Annotated in this window: 14 protein-coding genes; 13 read left to right on the top strand and 1 reads right to left on the bottom strand. The window is 31.3% G+C overall.

What is annotated here, in order from left to right; translation table 11 throughout:
• Positions 1 to 222 precede the first annotated feature (222 nt).
• Genes B5X64_RS21415 through B5X64_RS21395 form a run of 5 tightly spaced genes read left to right on the top strand, consistent with a single transcriptional unit; the run spans position 223 to position 9079 of the window.
• A complete protein-coding gene (locus B5X64_RS21415; protein WP_079467160.1) occupies positions 223 to 2637 on the top strand; it encodes an erythromycin esterase family protein in 2415 nt (804 codons plus the stop codon).
• Between the two features lie 11 nt (positions 2638 to 2648).
• Positions 2649 to 3788 carry a lanthionine synthetase LanC family protein gene (locus tag B5X64_RS21410; RefSeq protein WP_079467159.1) on the top strand — a complete coding sequence of 380 codons (1140 nt, stop codon included), beginning with the start codon at positions 2649 to 2651 and terminating at the stop codon, positions 3786 to 3788.
• Positions 3785 to 6613, top strand: a complete 2829-nt coding sequence (locus B5X64_RS21405; protein WP_079467158.1) for a lantibiotic dehydratase — start codon at positions 3785 to 3787, stop codon at positions 6611 to 6613. The genes B5X64_RS21410 and B5X64_RS21405 overlap by 4 nt, the downstream gene beginning before the upstream one ends.
• A complete protein-coding gene (locus B5X64_RS21400; protein ID WP_079467157.1) occupies positions 6610 to 7776 on the top strand; it encodes a JmjC domain-containing protein in 1167 nt (388 codons plus the stop codon). The genes B5X64_RS21405 and B5X64_RS21400 overlap by 4 nt, the downstream gene beginning before the upstream one ends.
• A gap of 4 nt (positions 7777 to 7780) precedes the next feature.
• Positions 7781 to 9079 (top strand): HlyD family secretion protein, encoded by a 1299-nt coding sequence (locus B5X64_RS21395; protein WP_079467156.1) that lies wholly within the window; start codon positions 7781 to 7783, stop codon positions 9077 to 9079.
• A 375-nt stretch (positions 9080 to 9454) separates the two neighbouring features.
• On the opposite strand, the gene B5X64_RS21390 is transcribed toward B5X64_RS21395, so the two are convergent.
• Complete coding sequence (locus tag B5X64_RS21390) at positions 9455 to 9826, bottom strand: hypothetical protein (protein ID WP_123920713.1); 372 nt, start codon at positions 9824 to 9826, stop codon at positions 9455 to 9457.
• Positions 9827 to 10275: 449 nt separating this feature from the next.
• Between B5X64_RS21390 and B5X64_RS21385 the strand changes: the two genes are divergently transcribed.
• The 8 genes from B5X64_RS21385 (at position 10276) to B5X64_RS21350 (ending at position 18079) form a co-directional block, all read left to right on the top strand.
• Positions 10276 to 11088, top strand: a complete 813-nt coding sequence (locus B5X64_RS21385; protein ID WP_123920714.1) for a hypothetical protein — start codon at positions 10276 to 10278, stop codon at positions 11086 to 11088.
• Positions 11085 to 11324, top strand: a complete 240-nt coding sequence (locus B5X64_RS23110; RefSeq protein ID WP_228419062.1) for a hypothetical protein — start codon at positions 11085 to 11087, stop codon at positions 11322 to 11324. Before B5X64_RS21385 ends, B5X64_RS23110 begins: the two co-directional genes overlap by 4 nt.
• A gap of 123 nt (positions 11325 to 11447) precedes the next feature.
• Positions 11448 to 12929: a relaxase/mobilization nuclease domain-containing protein gene (locus B5X64_RS21375; RefSeq protein WP_079467153.1), complete on the top strand. Its 1482-nt coding sequence runs from the start codon at positions 11448 to 11450 to the stop codon at positions 12927 to 12929.
• A 42-nt stretch (positions 12930 to 12971) separates the two neighbouring features.
• Positions 12972 to 13622, top strand: coding sequence for a ParA family protein (locus B5X64_RS21370; protein WP_079467152.1), 651 nt, complete (start codon positions 12972 to 12974; stop codon positions 13620 to 13622).
• 53 nt (positions 13623 to 13675) lie between these two features.
• Complete coding sequence (locus B5X64_RS21365) at positions 13676 to 14269, top strand: hypothetical protein (protein ID WP_123920715.1); 594 nt, start codon at positions 13676 to 13678, stop codon at positions 14267 to 14269.
• 133 nt (positions 14270 to 14402) lie between these two features.
• On the top strand, positions 14403 to 14723 hold the full coding sequence (locus B5X64_RS21360) for a DUF4134 domain-containing protein (protein ID WP_420808116.1): 321 nt from the start codon (positions 14403 to 14405) through the stop codon (positions 14721 to 14723).
• Position 14724: 1 nt separating this feature from the next.
• Positions 14725 to 15039 (top strand): DUF4133 domain-containing protein, encoded by a 315-nt coding sequence (locus tag B5X64_RS21355; protein WP_079467149.1) that lies wholly within the window; start codon positions 14725 to 14727, stop codon positions 15037 to 15039.
• Positions 15011 to 18079, top strand: coding sequence for a TraG family conjugative transposon ATPase (locus tag B5X64_RS21350; protein WP_079467148.1), 3069 nt, complete (start codon positions 15011 to 15013; stop codon positions 18077 to 18079). Before B5X64_RS21355 ends, B5X64_RS21350 begins: the two co-directional genes overlap by 29 nt.
• The last annotated feature ends 138 nt before the right edge of the window (positions 18080 to 18217 follow it).

Here is an 18217-nt window from a genome sequence, read left to right as displayed (position 1 = left end):
GGTCATTTTGGACCGGAAAGTGGTGGTCACTTTGCTCCGAAATCAGTGGTCAATTTACTCCGAAATTAGGTGGTCAATTTGACCGTCTTTTCCACCTAGACATGATCATGATTTAGATAACTCTGTAGGGTAAAAACTCTCTAGTTTAAAATAAAAGAATGAGTTTACTTTTTGTAAATTCATTTTTTTTTATTTAACTATTTTATTTCAACTTATAAACTTATGAATAAATCTTTTGCATTAATTATTTTGATATTTAGTTTTAATTTTAACCTCGCTCAACAAAAAAAAATAGGAAGTTTTAATTATATTCTACTTGGTGAACCTACTCACGGAGATGGAGCTGTAGTTGATGAGAAAATTAAGATCATCAAGCAGTTGCATTCTGATAGCGATTTTAAAACGATATTATTTGAAGCAGGTTTCTATGACAACTTTAAAGCATGGGAATTGTACAAAAATAATAATGATATTGATATTTACAATCAAAGTGTTTTTTCAATTTGGTCAAATACAAAAGCTTTTCAAGAACTTCTTTCTTATGTGAAACAAAATTCAGATATGAAAATTTTAGGGGTTGATTGTCAAGAGGGAGAGCTTTTTCAACAATATTACTTGGAAGATCTGAAAGAACTGTTAAACAAAAATAATATCTCATTGAATGAAACTGATTTTCAGGTGGTAGATAAAACATTAATAAATAGAGATTTAGAATACCTGAAAAATAGTAAGAATGAGGTTGACAAACTCTATACGATTTACAATAAATTTTTAAAAGTATTTCAAATGATAAGAAATACTGATTTTAAAGATAAAGTTATTATACAAGCCTTCAAAAGTTCAAAAGCTGAAGTTGATTACACAATAAAGAAACAGAATGGAGTGAATTTTCCTGTCCAAAATCCGAGAGATCAACAAATGGCGGAAAATTTCATTTTTTTGCAAAAAGAATTAAAAAATGAAAAACTTATTTTTTGGGCTGCTAACTATCATATCGCAAATGATTTAAGCCTATTTAAATTTACAGATATTACCCAAGATTATTTGAAAAGAATGTATGTTCAAGAAAAAGAATTGACTAGTCATAATGAATCATCTTTACAAGACAACATAAACGAAATAAATGATCTGCAAAATTCGATCCCATTAGGAAAAATTCTTAAAGAATATTATAAAGATCAGTTATATTCTTTAGCGTTTACTGCTTACTCAGGCAACTATTTGGGCGGACATGAAAATATAACCCCCATTTTAACTCCACCACAAAATAGTATTGAATTTGAATTGTTCTCGAAAAATTCAAAAGCTACTTTAGTTGATTTAAAAAATTATCCTAATGAAGAATTTTATTCTTCAACTCTTGGTTATCTTCCAATCATAATGAAATGGAAAAATGTGTATGATGGCATTTACTTCATTCCAAAAATGTATCCTCCAGTAATGGTGACATATAAAAAGACTAGCAACGTTAACGTACAGATTAATAATGACTTGAAAATTAGAGGAATTATTCTTAATAAACTAAAGAAAACTCCTATTGCATATGCAGATGTCTATTATAAATCTAACAATAAGAGTGTTGTTGCAAATGAAAAAGGTGAGTTTATTATTTCAAAAAGTCAATTAAGTACAGATTATCTAGTAGTTTCTGCAATAGGTTACAAGAATGATTCCATCCAAGTGAAAAAAATATCTCAAGAATTAATTTTTGATTTGATCGAATCATCAGAAAAAATAACTCAGATAGAAGAAGTTGTCATAAAAAGCCAGAAAACTTTATCTGCTGAAGAAATTTTAGAGAAAGCTAAACAAAATGTTGAAAGTAATTATATACAATCTCCCTATAACCAAAAGTTCTATGTGAGTGTTAATCGCTACAACGAAAATGATACTTTGTCCTATAGAGAGGGAGCATTAGTAGAAACATTTAATAAAAATGGATTAAATAGTTCAAACAATGCTGAAAAAGGAATTTTTGGTGAGATTCTTCAAAATAAAAGTCATACAAAAAATTCTGAAAAAGATAAATGGGGGGGGGTAGGAAATTTATGGGTTCAGCTGAACAGAGATATTATATTGAGCAAAGCCAATGTTCTTTATAGAACAAATTCGTACGATTTAAGTAACAAAAAAATTATTGAATACGATGGACGAAGAGTATATAAAATAGATTTTGTAAACAATTCTCCTGGAACATATTCAACAGGATTTGGATATCCCGCTCCGATAAGTTCAATTGGTTCAATATATATAGATTCAAAATCTTTTGCAGTTTTGAGATATGAACACTGTATTGTGAGACAGGTGAGTCAAAATAAACACATGAAATATCCTATTCAATCATTTCACAAAATTATTGAAACTTACAAAGAAGCTAGTGGTAAATATTTTATTAATTTCTATAAGCAAATTGATAAGGATAATTATTTGAAAGATAATAAGGTGATTGCAACACGATATGGAGGATTTTATCTAATGTCGGAAGATATCACTGTCAGCAAAGTGAAAGAATATGATCGACCTATAATAAAACTAAAACAAGATTTTTATCCAAAAGAAAATCAGGAATTCTGGAAAAATAACAATTATTACATTGAAGATGAGAATTATAAATTTGAAAATTGTGAATCTAAATAACCCTTTATTTTATGTATAACGAGATTTTCAAAATAGAAGAATTTATTTGGTCAAAAATTGAGGAGGAAAGAAGAATAGGTCTTTTAAATGGTCTTTCCGGCGTAGGACTATTTTATAAATTTATGGTGGATTATGATTCTCAAGAATATTCTCCAAAACTTGCAAACATAGTGGAGAAGATTGAAAGTATAATTTCTGAGGAGGAGACTCTGCCCTCAATTTGTTCCGGTTTGGCTGGTTATGGGATTCTACTAACCAATTTAACAAATATTGTTTCGATTGACGATTCTTATTTATCTGATATGGATGATATACTTTTAGATTTCTTGAAATCTCAATCGAATATTTTAGATTATGATTTTCTTCACGGCTCATTAGGTATAGGCCAATATTTTATTGAAAGACATAAATCTGTACAATCTGAACATTCAAAAGCAATTGTTTCAGATTACTATAATACTTTATTGAAAAATGTTCAAATCAATTTTGAGAATGTCATTAAGCAAGTAGAGCATGATGGATCTGAAACAATTTATTTTGGTTTGGCACATGGTATAGCGGGTCTAATAAATGCTTTATTTATATCAAATAAATATGTTCAGTTTGAAAAAAAATATTTTAATTCTAGCTTACATAAATTATTGAATTTTTTAACTAAGTATGAGTTAAAAAACGAAACTTTTCTATATCCAAATTTCTTTAGTACAATTGATAACCAAATTATTAAGAGTAGAATGGCTTGGTGTCAAGGTGATTTGGGTATTGGTAATTCACTAATTAATATAGCAACTATCAACGAGGATGAAATTTTATCTAGGAAGGGAAAGCATTTAATTAGCAGAACTTTTGATTTTGATTTAAATAAAGGTGATATTAGTGATGTTGGGATATGTCATGGTATTTCTGGAGTACTTTTACAATATTGGTTGTACTACGATAAATTTAAAAACTCCGATAAAACTAATATTTTGGTTTGGAAAGAATATTTAAAAAACCACACTAAGAATTATTCGGAATTTAAAGCTTTTCATAAAGGTCTGTATGTAGATGAAATTAATTTGTTAGAAGGCGCAGCAGGTATAGCATTAACTAATCTCACAATTGAAAATAAAATTGATAGAAACTGGATTTCATATTTTAATCTCGCATGATGTTTGAATATTTTAATACTGCTGTGGTCAGAGCAGCAAATCTTCCTATACAAAATTTCGAAAAAAGTAAAGGTGACATTGTAAAGTTCTATAAAGAAAGTAAACTATTTCAAACAGCAATCCTAATAGCTTCTAAGTCTTTGTATGAAGATATCGAAAAGGGAAAAGTTGAAAAATACAAAAAGTCGCTTACTAAATATTTTAACAGATCTCATTTTAATGCAGTTCCATTTGGTCTGTTTAGCTCAGTTGATTTACTAAGATGTAATACCGAGGAGACTTTTTTAAGCAAGAAAAATAATTACTTCCAACTTGATGTTTTATGGGATCATCATTTTTTGTCAAAAGTCAAGTTTAGTCAAAATGATTTAAGTTGGCCCGACAATTCTTTATATTTTTCAAATCCTTCCTTAAATAAATATTTTGGAGATAAGATTAATTTCGTCAAAACAAAACTGACTCAGGAGGGAATTTTATATGAGGAATATGCATCTGTGGACGATGATGAAAATTTAGGTTGGCTTGTTGATTTTTTTAAAAATGGTAAAACAGTTATTGAATTTATCGAAGAGCTAGCTAAATCTGGATTTGGCGAAGAAGAGGTTACTGGATTTCTGATTGAAGTTATTGAATCAGGGATTCTCATTAATGATTTTCTTTTTACTCCATATGAAAACTCTATAAGTAAATCAGTTGGAAAAAAATATGGTATTTTAGGTAATTGTACACTTAATAGTGAGAATGCAATAGAGCAGTTTAAAGCACAATATCTTAAAACCTTAGATGAAATAAAGAAGGATTTCGAAGTAGATAATAAAAATTATTTCTCCATTACCAGTTTCTCCCAAGAATCTGGTGTTATTAATCAAAATGTTCTGAAAAAGGTAGAAAGATATATATCATTTAGTATTTCTTTAAACAAGAATAAAACTCCAGTAAAAAATAGATTACAAAAATTCGGCAACGATTATTATCACTTGTTTTGTGATGGATATACACCTCTTGGAAAAGTATTTGACCTTAACTATGGTGCAGAGTATGAAGATAAGACAGCTAGCCAAACTACTGGTACACTTATGCATTCTAAAATCTTAGAAAAGGTATTTAGCAGTAAAAAAAGCATTGATCTATATTCAAAGGATTTCACAGTCGATATCTCTGAAATTGAGTTGCCGTCAACTTTTGGTGTAATGTATGAAATGTTAAAGTGTAATAAAACTGGTAAAGAGTTAATTTTCATGAAATCCTTGGGTGGTGCTTCGTCAATTCCAATGCTTACAAGGTTTCAAACCAAAACTGGAGAATTATTAAGGGAAATATCCGATTTCGAGCAAAGTATATATGATAAAACAGTGTTTGCCGAGATTAATTATCTTCCTCAAACAAGAGCGAAAAATATTTATGCAAAAGAACAATATTACAAATATTCTATAGCAATTAATACTTTACCTACAGCAAATAATATTCCTTTGAATGATTTATTCATAAATTTCGACGGTAATAAATTTAATCTGTACTCAAAAACTCTTAATAAAATTGTTATTCCAAAAATTACTTCAGCCATAGATTATTCGAACTGCAGCAACGATTTGTATAAATTTCTCTGCGATTTACAATTTCAGAACGGTGAAATTTATTCTACTAATTTTGACTTCAATAATCAGCAGAATGTATTTACTGAGTATATACCGAGAATTTTTCTTGACGATGAGATTTTACTTTCGCCCGCTCAAATGCTACTGACGTTTGGGAGTTATAAAGATTTCGACGATTTCAAAATCAAGTTATTAGTTCAAATAGAGAGTCATAATTTCTCTAGTCATATCTTGATACCTGATCAAAAGGGATATTCAGTAATTGGATTGTCTGATGAGGAACTTAAAGTATTGTATGATCAATTGTTGGAAAAAAGATTATTTTACATTAAAGAACATATTTATGACTTTTATTTACCTATAGTAGAAGATGACGATAGTCAATCTTATTGTCATGAAATCATTACTTGTGTAAAGAATCTAAATGTCAAAGAAAATGTCATTAGTGCTCCAAAAGTTTTTCATAATGAGTATCCTATAAATTCAGCAATTGTATCAGAATGGTTTTTTATTGAACTTTATTGTAAAAAAAGTTCAGAAAATGATATTTTATCATATTATAAAGAAAATTTGAGCAAGACTGACCAGTTTTTTTTTGTTAGATACAATTTCCCTAAAAACCATATTCGATTGAGATTAAAAACCTCTAATATTGATGTGATCAAGGAAAATATTCTTATCGCACAAAATTTGAAATCAGAATTACTAGTATATGATTATAAAATCTGCACTTATAATCAAGAAATTAACAGATACGGAGGTTATCAATATATGGAACTGGCAGAAAGATTTTTTTATATTGACAGTAAGGATTATTTAGATAAGTTTATTTTCGATAAAATGGATATAGATGAACGAGTATATGCAATATCTAAAATTGTGAATTATTGCAATATATTTAATTTATCACTTGACAATATGCTGCAACTATGTGAAATTAATATTCAATCTTTTTCTAGAGAATTTAATTTTAATTCTGATATGAGAAAGGCATTCAATAAAGAATATTCTGAATTAAAAAATCAAATTGTGGTCAACAGCAATTTACTACAGGATTTTAATCTTGACACTGATTCTATATCTGGAATATCTAATTTATATAAATATACAAGTGATCTGATTCATATGTCACTCAACCGGAGTTTTGATTCCAAGCAAAGATTTAATGAATTTAAATCCTATTATTTTACAAAACAATATTTGAACAAAGTGAAATTCAAAAAAAAATGAATAAAAATATTTCTTTAGAGTATCTCCTCACAGGAATGGAATTTGAGATGTTTATGCAAGATTACTATGGTCATAAACATCTATATATTAGCCGTAGTGACAACAGATTTTACAAAAATATTTTCAGTATTGAAGCATTTGATAATTTAATAAACGAGAACACATTTTCTCAGAAATATTTTAAAATATCAAAGTTAGGTAGCGTCTTAGATAAAAAAACTTATTCTATTTACGATGGCGCAAACAATGAATTTCAAATAAATATTGGTAAAGCTTTGGAACTCTTTGGGGAGGGATACACCATTGTGATAGATGATGTATCACGTCATGATAGAAACTTATTAAATTTAGAAATTGATCTTGCAGAAAAGCTCAAATTTGTAGATAATATATCAACAAATGTGTATCTAACTCCAAAGGAAAGTCAGGCATTCCCAATGCATTATGATATACAAGATGTTTTTATCCTTCAGATTTATGGTTCTAAAAAATGGAAGATTTTTCCTGAGATTGAAAATACCTATCCTGTCGATTTTTCACATGAATACATCCTTGATGAAATAAAAACAAATAATTTTAATGGAGAAGAAATTGTCTTGCAGGAGGGAGATCTCTTGTATGTTCCAAGGGGTATGGCACATGAGGTTAAGACAAGTGATGAAGAATCATTACATCTAACGATAAGCATTGTCCATTATAGTGTATTTGATTTGTTAGAAAAAAGTATTAAACTACTCAAGAATGAAAATAAAGATTTAAGAAAAAATATCAATAATTTAAATGATATAAATCACTGTAAAAATCTGCTAATTTCGTCATTAGATAATATTGATATTAAAAATGTTAGTAAAGAATTAGAATACAAAAACAAGTACAGATCACTTTTAAACTTTAGCGGGGCATTGAGTGCAAATATTACTCCACCACAGTTAGAAAATCAAGGATTTTTATTTAGAGAAGGGGTGAAAATACATTGTACGAAAGAATTAGAGACAGTTTTTGAATACGGAGTTAAAAAAAATATTATAGAAGGAGATTTCTGCTTCTTAAGTGAATTAGCCGAAATTAATAATCAATCAATCAATGAGCGACTTAATAACCCTGAATTAGTCGAGGAACTATTATACTATCTTCTTTTTGAAGGATTTATAGTCAAAAAGTAAACGAATGGAAAATACAAACTTTGAAGATGTTAATCTTCGTTCCGAATCTGTTCAAGAGGTACTTAGTCATCCGCCGAACTGGATGATTCGATGGGGAAATACTTTAATTTTTATCATAGTACTTATGATTTTGTTGATGAGCTATATAATAAAGTATCCTGAATTTGTTCCGGCTCCCATTATTGTAACATCTCAAAACCCACCAGAAAAAATTGAAGCCAGGGGCAGTTCAAAAATCGAAAAGATATTTATAAAAGATCATCAAAAGGTAAAAAAAGGAGATGTATTGCTCGTACTACAGTCTACAGCACATTATGAGGATGTATTAAAGTTAAAAAAAATAGTGGATTCAATAGCATCAGATAAATTGCTTTCATTCCCTGTTAGTGAAGTTTCTCATTTTAAATTAGGTGAGCTTCAGGGTGAATATAACAGTTTTGCAAAAGCTTTTCAGGATGAAAATTTGTTCACAAGATTGCAGCCTTATGCTCCTGAAAACATTGCAGCTAATCAAAGTATATCAGAGTCAAAAAATAGAATAACAGCACTAAGACAGCAAAGAAATCTTGAAGCGGCAAAAACTGAACTTACTCGAAAGAATTACCAAAGATCGCAGGAATTGTTTAATCAAGGAGTAATAGCAGCGGTTGAACTTGAAAATGAAAAATTAAAGTATCTTCAAGCTCAACAAAATTTAGAAAATATCAGTATTTCTCTGTCTCAGATACAAGAAAGCATTTCTAATCTCAATAGAACAAAAAGTGGTACTGCAATTAACACAGAAAAAGACAAAATTACCTATTCATCGCAGACTTTGCAGTTGTTCGAACAGCTGAGAAAGTCACTTAAACAGTGGGAACAAACATATTTGATCATTTCGTCAACGGATGGAATGGCAAGTTTCCAGCAGTTTTTTGGTGAAAATCAATTTGTAAAAACAGGAGATCCAATTGTTTCAATTTTACCCGATCATACTGATCAATTAGTTGGAAGAATGTCTGTCCCGACTGTTAATTCAGGGAAGATTCTTACAGGACAGAAAGTTTTAATTAAATTAGACAATTACCGTTTTCAAGAATATGGAATTATCGAAGGTAAAGTCCAAAATATTTCTTTGATTCCTGATGATGCGGGAAATTATTATGTCGATGTTTTTCTTCCAAAAGGTCTGAAGACTTCCTATAACAATACTCTCAAATTTGATAAAGAATTAAGAGGAAATGCAGAAATTGTTACGCAAGATTTAAGATTGATTGAGAGGTTTTTTTACCAAATGAGAAAACTTTTGGGATACCAAAGTTAGTTGGATGCTTTGATTTTTTTGAAAAGTAATTAGAAAAATTAAAAAAAGTAGGCTTTTGCATGAGGAATATTCCGCATCGTTTAAAGATTATAGTAAATAATTATAGTAGATATTAATTTAAATTTCATAACCTGCAAACCTGTATAAAAAAGCTTTAGGTGATGTTTCAAATCCATGTAAAGTGATAGTTCGTAAAACTAATATAGTATTAATTGTTTTACAACTTGAATAAAATAAAAATAGATGTCATTTGATAAACTTGAAAAAAAGGAGTAAGATTAAAGTTTTTAAACTGATTGGAATAAGTGAGGTTTAGTTAGCATACCTGTGTGAAATAGCATAAGGGCTAACCCGAATAAATAGAAGAAAACATCATTAAACATGCTTAAAATACATACAGCTGGAGTTCATATATGCGTAAATCAGATACAGGTCATCTTCATAAAATAAGACAATTCCAATCATCAAACCTGCGTAATACAAATACAGGTGGAATCCCATACCTGCGTAAATCAAATACAAGTTATCTGCAAAATAGGCAAATCTCAAGCGTCGAACCTGCCTAAAATACATACAGCTGGAGTTCATATCTGTGTAAATCAGATATAGGTCATCAGCATTAAATAGGATAATGTCAATAATCAAACCTGCTAAAAATACATACAGATGGAATCCCGCACCTGTGTAAATTAGATACAGGTCAAAATCATTACAGTTTGATTTACAATACGATAAGGAAATTCTCACTTTACAAGCAATTATTATTACTATTATTATTATTATTATTATTATTATTCCTTCATAATCAAATGCTTCACTTCCATACTTTCCCAACAAAGACAGTTTGAGAATCAAACTTGTTGATTATCAGTAATGTAAATCATTTTTCAAAACTCTAAATAATAACTATCTTTTGTTTGCAAGATGTGTCTTTGTACGCACAAACTTTTCAAGTTTTACTACAAAGACGATCTTGCCTTTTTTTGCAAAAAGGGGTAAAAAAACTGCGGAACTTGTTTTTTTATTTTTATCCAAATTTTCAATAAGATTCTAGATTCGACCTAATCTTTCGTTTTCAATCTCCATCATTTCCAGCTCAATCCAAACTATTCGTTTTTAGATTAAACCCTTTGGCTGCTATTGTTTTAGAAGATTTTATCATTCAATTTTGTCTCAGAAATTTTAATAAAATACCAATGAGCAAATTCATTTATTTCTTGTTACTGTTAATAGCTATTTCAATCGAGGGACAGGTCGGCATTAATACTCAATCTCCTGAGTCTACCTTTGAGGTTGTTGGAAAACCAAATGATGTCAATCATTATGACGGAATTATTCCCCCAAGAATAACAGGTGATCAACTTGCGAATAAAACTTATTCAGTATTGCAGAAAGGTGCCATTGTTTACGTGACACAGCCAGCGTCAAATCTTTTGGGGCAAGTCATTCATATTGTAGAAGAAGGTTACTACTATTTCAATGGACAATATTGGAATCAGATGTTTAGGGAGCCTAATTATTACGATGCGCTCATCATATTGGACGAAACACTTTCGGCAAATACTATTTCTGAACAAACCTCGTGGAACACATATCTTCCTTTTCCTACAAATCCGCGCCAACATACCTTATCAACTAGAATATATAGATTAGGAACATCAGGTCTTGGAATAACCGGGCAAATCGATGCGAGGCGAATAGGAACAATTGGCTATTTAGATGTTAGTATCATTTGTTCAACACCCATAACATCAAACTACGTTATACTGAATCTTTCAAAACCATTACGGGATTTAGGTTTTATGTCGGATGGCAGTGTGGGATCACTGAACAATATTTTAGTAAGTGGAAACTCAAATGGAATTAGTTCAGGAATAGAGCAGGGCATTATTTCATTAACGAACGTTGATTTCAATCTGCTTCTTTGGAAAAATCAAATCGAAAAATTCAACGGTACCATAAAAGGCATGACCACTTTTCCAATTAATTATCTGAATGTAATTGAATGATGGATCAGAAGGATTTTGAGAAGAAAAATTCCATTAAAATAAGGATATCCATCATCCAAAAAGAAAAGTGGAAAAAAGTCTGTTCAGAAAAAAAAATCTCTTTAACGAGTCTAATTACTAATTCTGTTGAAAACAGAATGATGGATGACGAGAGAAGAAAAGTGTTAGCGTTCATTGAAAACAAGATAATATTTTCGGAAAAATTGAGACCAACATCAATCAATATGCAAAAATAGCAAATGGTCAAAAATTTATCAGCGAAAATGAACTCAGAAATTTTTCGGATAGGTTATCGGAGATTATAATTCTGAAAAGAGAACAGAACGAAATCTTTATCAAAATCTATTCGCTCATAGCCAATGATCATTAAGATTTTAAGCTCTTCAGGATCAGATTTTCATGGGGTTAAGTACAATGATAAAAAAATAGAAAAAGGAACCGGAGAACTAATGACAATGAAAAATTTCCCTTCCTTCATTAATGAAACTAGCAGTCAGCAGGAAGTCCGAAACTATTTGAAGTCAATCTCAAATAATAATAGGGTTAAAAAACCACAATTCCATGCTGTTATTTCAACAAAATTTCAGGAACACAGCAAAGAAGAACTTGCAAAGGTTGCGGAAAATTTTATGGATGATATGGGGTATGCAGAACAACCATTCATTGTTATTTATCATAATGATACGGATAATAATCATGTTCACATTGTTTCCACCAGAGTTGATCAGCAGACAGGAAAAAAGATCAATGACAGTTATGAAAGGCTTAAAGCACAGCAATCTTTAAGCAACACGTTAGAAAAATTATATGAAATAAAACCTGATGAAGAACTTACAAAACTCCTGAATTATAAAATAAGTTCTCTGCATCAGCTGGAAACTTTATTAGGAAGAAATGGCTTTAAGTTGATAAGAAATAAACAAAACGAAAACGCTTTGGACATTCTTAAAAATGGAATAAAACTTAAGACCATTTTCGGAAATCAAATTGTTTATGATCATCATAAAAATGACAGCAGAGCCAAACAGATTAAAGCAATCCTGAGCAAATACAAAGACTTATGTTCCAACAAGGTTTTTAAAGTAGAAGACAATAGGGAAAGTGACTCAATGCTTCCGAAAGAGAAAGTTTTAGAGAATGAAGATCGTTCAGGAATAAAAATAAGTTTTGAAAGTGAGCTTCAGAAAAAGCTGAAAGATGTATTCGGAATTGAGCTGGTTTTTCATCATAAATACGGTAATAAACCTTTTGGCTACACTGCAATTGACCATAAGACACAAAAAGTATTTAAGGGAAGTGATCTTTTGAAAATGAACGAATTATTTGAATTCACTTCGGATACGCTGGATAAAAAAACTTTTGAAATACTGAAGGATTATAATAATCCGAGTAAGGAATCAAAAAAAATATTGCTGGAATTCTTAAATAAAAAATATGAGGGAATAGAGCTAAAGGATTTTATGCTTTTTGAAAATCGGGGAAAGAAGGATTTGGAAACCTACAGAAAAGTTCAGCTTGAGGTACAGGATTTTATCAAGAGTAAAAAAAATATAAATGATGAAAAAAATATTTCAATAACGAAAGGCGAGGACGGAAAACTATATACTGTTCACACCAGATACCATTATATCGGAGAGCTTCGATTATTAATTGGAGAAAAGGAATTTCAAAAATTTCTAGATCCGAATCAAGCAAATGAAACCCGAATTGAGAACAAGGAAAAATCTGAATTTGGTAAAGCGGTAAATGAAATGCTGTTTGAGTTGATGAAGAGTTCGGGAAATGCAAAAGACCCGGCTGAAAATGAATTCAAAAAGCGACGTAAAAAGAAAGGCCGATAAGCCGCAGATTGGCTTCTAATAAACTTAAAAAAAAGAAAAACGATGATCATCACTTTTGCCACACAAAAAGGAGGAACAGGGAAAACTACACTCGCCATCGCATTTGCCAATTATATTTCCACTGTTTCAAAAAGAAAACTTAGTGTTTTTGATTTTGATTATCAAAAATCATTCTATCACAAGTGGAAAGAAGATGAAGTTTTGGAGATTCCAAAATTGTACGATGTAGAAACTATAGGAGAAGAAGACGATCAACCTTTTTCGGATTTTGAGACCATCATTAATTTAAAAGAAAGCGATGAGATCACCCTGTTTGATCTTGCAGGTACATTAGATGCCAAATACAGCGATTTATTGATTTACAGTGATTTTATCATCATTCCTTTTGAGTATTCCGATGTGTCGGCAAAATCGACTTTGGTCTTTGTTAATTTTTTAGGACTTCTGGAAAGTCAGGCAGAGAGAATTTTTATCCGCTCTAGATATGATAAAGGCTTTAAATACTTGAATCAAGATGGTATGGACAATGAGCTAAAAAAATATGGAATGCTTCTCACCAATCCGGTTTTCAAAAGAAACTGTCTACAAACGATAGATACCAGAAAGCTTTCGTATGAACAGAAATATGCTGTGAAAAACTCATTCAATGAATTGATTACATACATCAACGAAACACTAAATATTGATATTTAAGTAAAAAGTAAAATATAGTTCACTGAATACTAAACATTGTAACCTCAATAAAAATGATAAAAATTACACTTTGCATTTTGGCTGTTTATCTGATATATTATTCAGGAAACATCATTTATGATCTATTTCTAAAAAAAGGAAAAGAGAACTATAAAGTAGAAATGGAGGAATTTTCTTTGTCTGAAATTTCCGAACAGTATGCAAATCTTACTAAAAATGTTGGGATTGAAGATGTAGAAAACATCAGCACCCCAAAGTCATTCAGTAAAAATCAAAGACATTCAGAAATCAGTGAAGGAATGGAAGAACGACAGGATTTGGAATATTTAAAGGAACGATTTGAGTCTGAACAAGATTTAGATGAATTTGAAAATTCATTAAAGAACAATCCTGTACAAAATGAAAACGAACCTTTTCATGATGAAGTTGATTCAACTAAAGTATTTATTGATCAAAAAGAAATACTATCAGTTGAGAAAGAAAAGAAGAACCCTGTTGAAGTATTTCATCAATCACCGATTACGGTAGATACAGCTCAGGAAAATAGCAGAATAAAAGAATGGAAATCGATGCTGAATCTTTCCGAAACTCTTGTTCAGCTGGTTGCCAACAATGATGGACATAAAATCTACCAATCTATCATGTAGGTAGTCAACTTATATAATTATTAACAGTTTGATTTAAAGACTTAACAATGAATTTTGATTCGTTGTCCGGGACTTCTATGCCCAAAATCTAACATCCATTTTATTACTAACCTTTTATAAAATTTGAATTATGATGAAGAATTTCTTCGCAAAAAATACGACAACAAAAAAAGTAATGACTCTAGCTTTGGTCATCATGGCATTAACCCCAGCGTTTGCCCAAGGTGGAGCAACGGCAATCTCGAATGCAGCCAGTGACATCAGAGATTACTGGGATCCCGTCAAACTAATTTTAAAAGCAGTTGGAGGATTGGTCGGATTCATTGGTGGTCTTCGAGTCTATAACAAGTGGACGAATGGAGATCAGGATGTCAATAAAGAAATCCTTGGTTATGGTGGAGCAATGATCTTCTTGATTGTCGTTCCTGAATTTGTAACCGCATTCTTTGCTTAATATGGGATTCTATCTCTACAAGGGGCTGAAAAAGCCTCTTGTATTCTTCGGACTGAAAGGAAAATATATTTTTTATGCAGGAGGTGTTATCGCAGGAGGTGTCGTTGCGGCATTGATACTCTCAAAGTTGGGTCTACTAGGATCATTGCTTGGCCTTATAGTGACTGGAGGCGGTGTTTATTTCATTTTCAAAAGACAGGACAATTACGGTCTTTACGACAAAACCAAAAACTTCGATCAGATTTTAATTTTTCCAAAAAGATTACATAATAATAAACTTCTCAAGAATGGCAACAGCAAAAAAACAAGCCTTTAGTATCCCATTTATTGGATACGATTATGGAAAAGATTTCAATTGGGATTTTGATGTTCTTTTCGGACTATACGGGAACCCTATCATTGGTATCAGGATAAAAAATATTGTAGAGCAATATTCTGCAGATCCTGACAGTTATCTCCATTTTCATACGGTTTTGAATCAGGTGGTATCGATCATCGGAGAGGGAAGAATCGTTCAGAAGCTCGATATTTTCTCCAAGAAAAAATATACAGCAGAACAATCCAACCAATTTCTACAACAAAAATACTCCGAGCATTTTGACGGCAGGCTTTTCAAAACCATAGAAACAGTGCTTTTGTTTACAGATATCATCGATGATAAGCTGAAAAAGAAAATGAAGCATTATCATTTTTCGGATAAAAGCTACAAAGAATTAAGGGATAAGTGCCTGAAAGTATTGATGCTTTTGAAACAGAATAATTGTGAACCTGAATTTTTATTCGAGAAAGATTTTGAATACTACATTTCCGGAGTTTTGTCCATGCAGTTTACCAAATCTCCGACATTTGATAATATAAAAAGCACCAATGAATATTTACAGATTGGTAACCGATTCGTGAAAAATATTTCTTACGTCGATGTCGAAAACATTGACCTTCCTTCAGAGATTGAACCTTACTCAATTCTTGGAGGAAACGGCGCAGCGTCTGAAACAGCAGTGGATAATTTCAGTTTTATCAATGAACTGGAAGATTATGAGACAATTGTTTATAATCAGATCATTACTATTCCTCTTCAGGCGCAACAGCAAAGGGAACTTGACAAAAAAAAGAAAAAACACGAAGGAGCGGCCAACAATTCTCCGTCCAACGCGATTATAGCAGATGAAATTCAGACACTGCTTCACAACATAGCCATTGATGGACAGCTCGTTGTCAATGCTCATTTTTCCATCTTATTTTCCGCAGATACTTTGGGAAAAATGGAGAACATTCAGTCGATGATTGAAAATAAGCTTTTTACGAAAGGAATCATTGTTTCTAAAAACGCTTATAACCAATTGGAACTCTTTCGGTCAGCGATTCCCGGTAACGGAACAGAACTCAGAGAATACGATCTATTTATGACGACAAGCGAAGCGGCCTTGTGTTTTTTTTTTAAGGAAAGTTACCCCGTCAATGAAGAATCCAATTTCTACTTAAGATTCACAGACAGACAAGGAGTTCCCTTGAAAATCGATCCATCTGATCAACCAATGAAGACAGGAAGAATCAATAACAGGAACAAGTTTGTTGTTGGTCCGTCTGGTTCGGGAAAATCATTTATTATGAATACGATTGTTGAACAATATTTACCATATAACTATGATGTTGTTATTGTAGATACCGGAGATTCCTACTCTGGACTTTGCTCATACGCAGAAGGAAGATACATCCAATACACAGAAGAAAAACCAATCACGATGAATCCTTTTCTAATGGATAAGAAAGAATTTAATATTGAAAAAATAGAATTTTTAACCAACCTAATTTTTCTTATTTGGCAAGGCCCTGATGCTGAAATGTCATCCGCACAAAAATCCATTTTAGATAATGTTTTGATGTCGTATTACCACGGATATTTCAACTCGGGAACACTGTGGTATGAAAATAAAACTTCTGAAGAACTCATTCTTTATCTTGCTAAATACAACATTTACGAAGATGATTTATTTACAGAATATGAAAATGAATCCAAAGGACAGCATACTTACTATGACATTTTAGGAATTAATTTCGATGCAAGTTCCGATGAAATAAAGGAAGCGGGAAGAAAATTATTGAAATTTTATCATCCCGACAAGAACATCAATAACCCGGAATATGAAAGCGAAAATTTCTATAAAGTGTATGAAGCTTATGACACGCTGAACGATGAAGAAAGGAGGAAAATATACAATGAAACTCAGTTGATTTTAATCAAGTCGAATAATATCATCAGGCAACCCAGTTCAGCGGAAGATTGGAATCAATTATTTAGAAAGTCCATTATCAGAAAAATTAAAGAACTGGAAGAAAAGCTGGTCGTAAAAGAGCTGTCGTTCAATGGGTTTTATGATTATTGCGATCAATTTCTTCCTATTTACCTGAATAATAAGAAACACCATATCATAGAGAAAGAATTCAATCTGCGGACTTTTTTGTTTGTCCTGAAAGATTTTTATAAGGGTGGAAGGTATGGAACTACGCTCAATGAAAGTGCAGATAATACGCTTTTTGACGAATCTTTTATTGTTTTTGAAATTGATAATGTTAAGGATAATCCGAAACTGTTTCCGATTGTCACGCTCATTATTATGGACACGTTCATTCAGAAAATGCGCCTTAGAAAAGACCGCAGAAAAGCCTTAATAATTGAAGAAGCTTGGAAAGCTATCGCAAGTAAACTGATGGGAGGCTACATCCTTTATTTATATAAAACGGTGAGGAAATTTTGGGGAGAGGCTGTAGTAGTAACGCAGGAACTAGATGATATTATTGGCAATCCTGTCGTAAAAGATAGTATCATCAACAACTCGGATACATTCATTTTGCTTGACCAAACCAAGTTCAAAGACAACTTTGATAAAATTGCTTCATTGCTATCGCTCAATAAAGTAGAGCAAAACAAGATTTTTACCATCAATAATCTCAACAATAAATTCGGGAGAAGCCGATTCAAAGAATTCTACTTGAAACGAGGTTCAAAAGGAGAGGTATATGGAAACGAGGTATCAATAGAGCAGTACCTGACCTACACGACGGAGAAACCTGAGAAGTCTGCTGTAGAGTATTATGTGCAAAAGTATGGCAATTATGATGAAGCACTCATCAACATTGTTTCCGATTTAAAAATTTTTGGAGACAGCCTTGAAAATCTTGTTTCACTGGTCAATCTGTATGAAAATCCTTTAGACCAAAAAATCGTTGCCTATTACAACACGATGAAGAAAATACACAAAGGGAAAAATGTTTTCAAGGTGATTACGCAAAAGCTCGAAGAACATCAAATAAGTTTTTCAGAATTAATCATAAAACAAGAATATGAAAAAGTTTAGCATTTTATTTTTAGGATTTGGAAGTTTTCTTTATTCGCAAAATACCTACATCGACCCAACCGTAACGGCGGCAATGATTCTCTATTCTGAAAATCTGAAAGCCAAACAGAACGAAGTCATTGAGGAAACTTCAAAGTT

The organism is Chryseobacterium balustinum (assembly GCF_900168205.1).
Lineage (GTDB): Bacteria > Bacteroidota > Bacteroidia > Flavobacteriales > Weeksellaceae > Chryseobacterium > Chryseobacterium balustinum.
The sequence above is the reverse complement of the archived record's forward strand: the minus strand, read 5'-3'. Positions and strand labels throughout refer to the sequence as shown.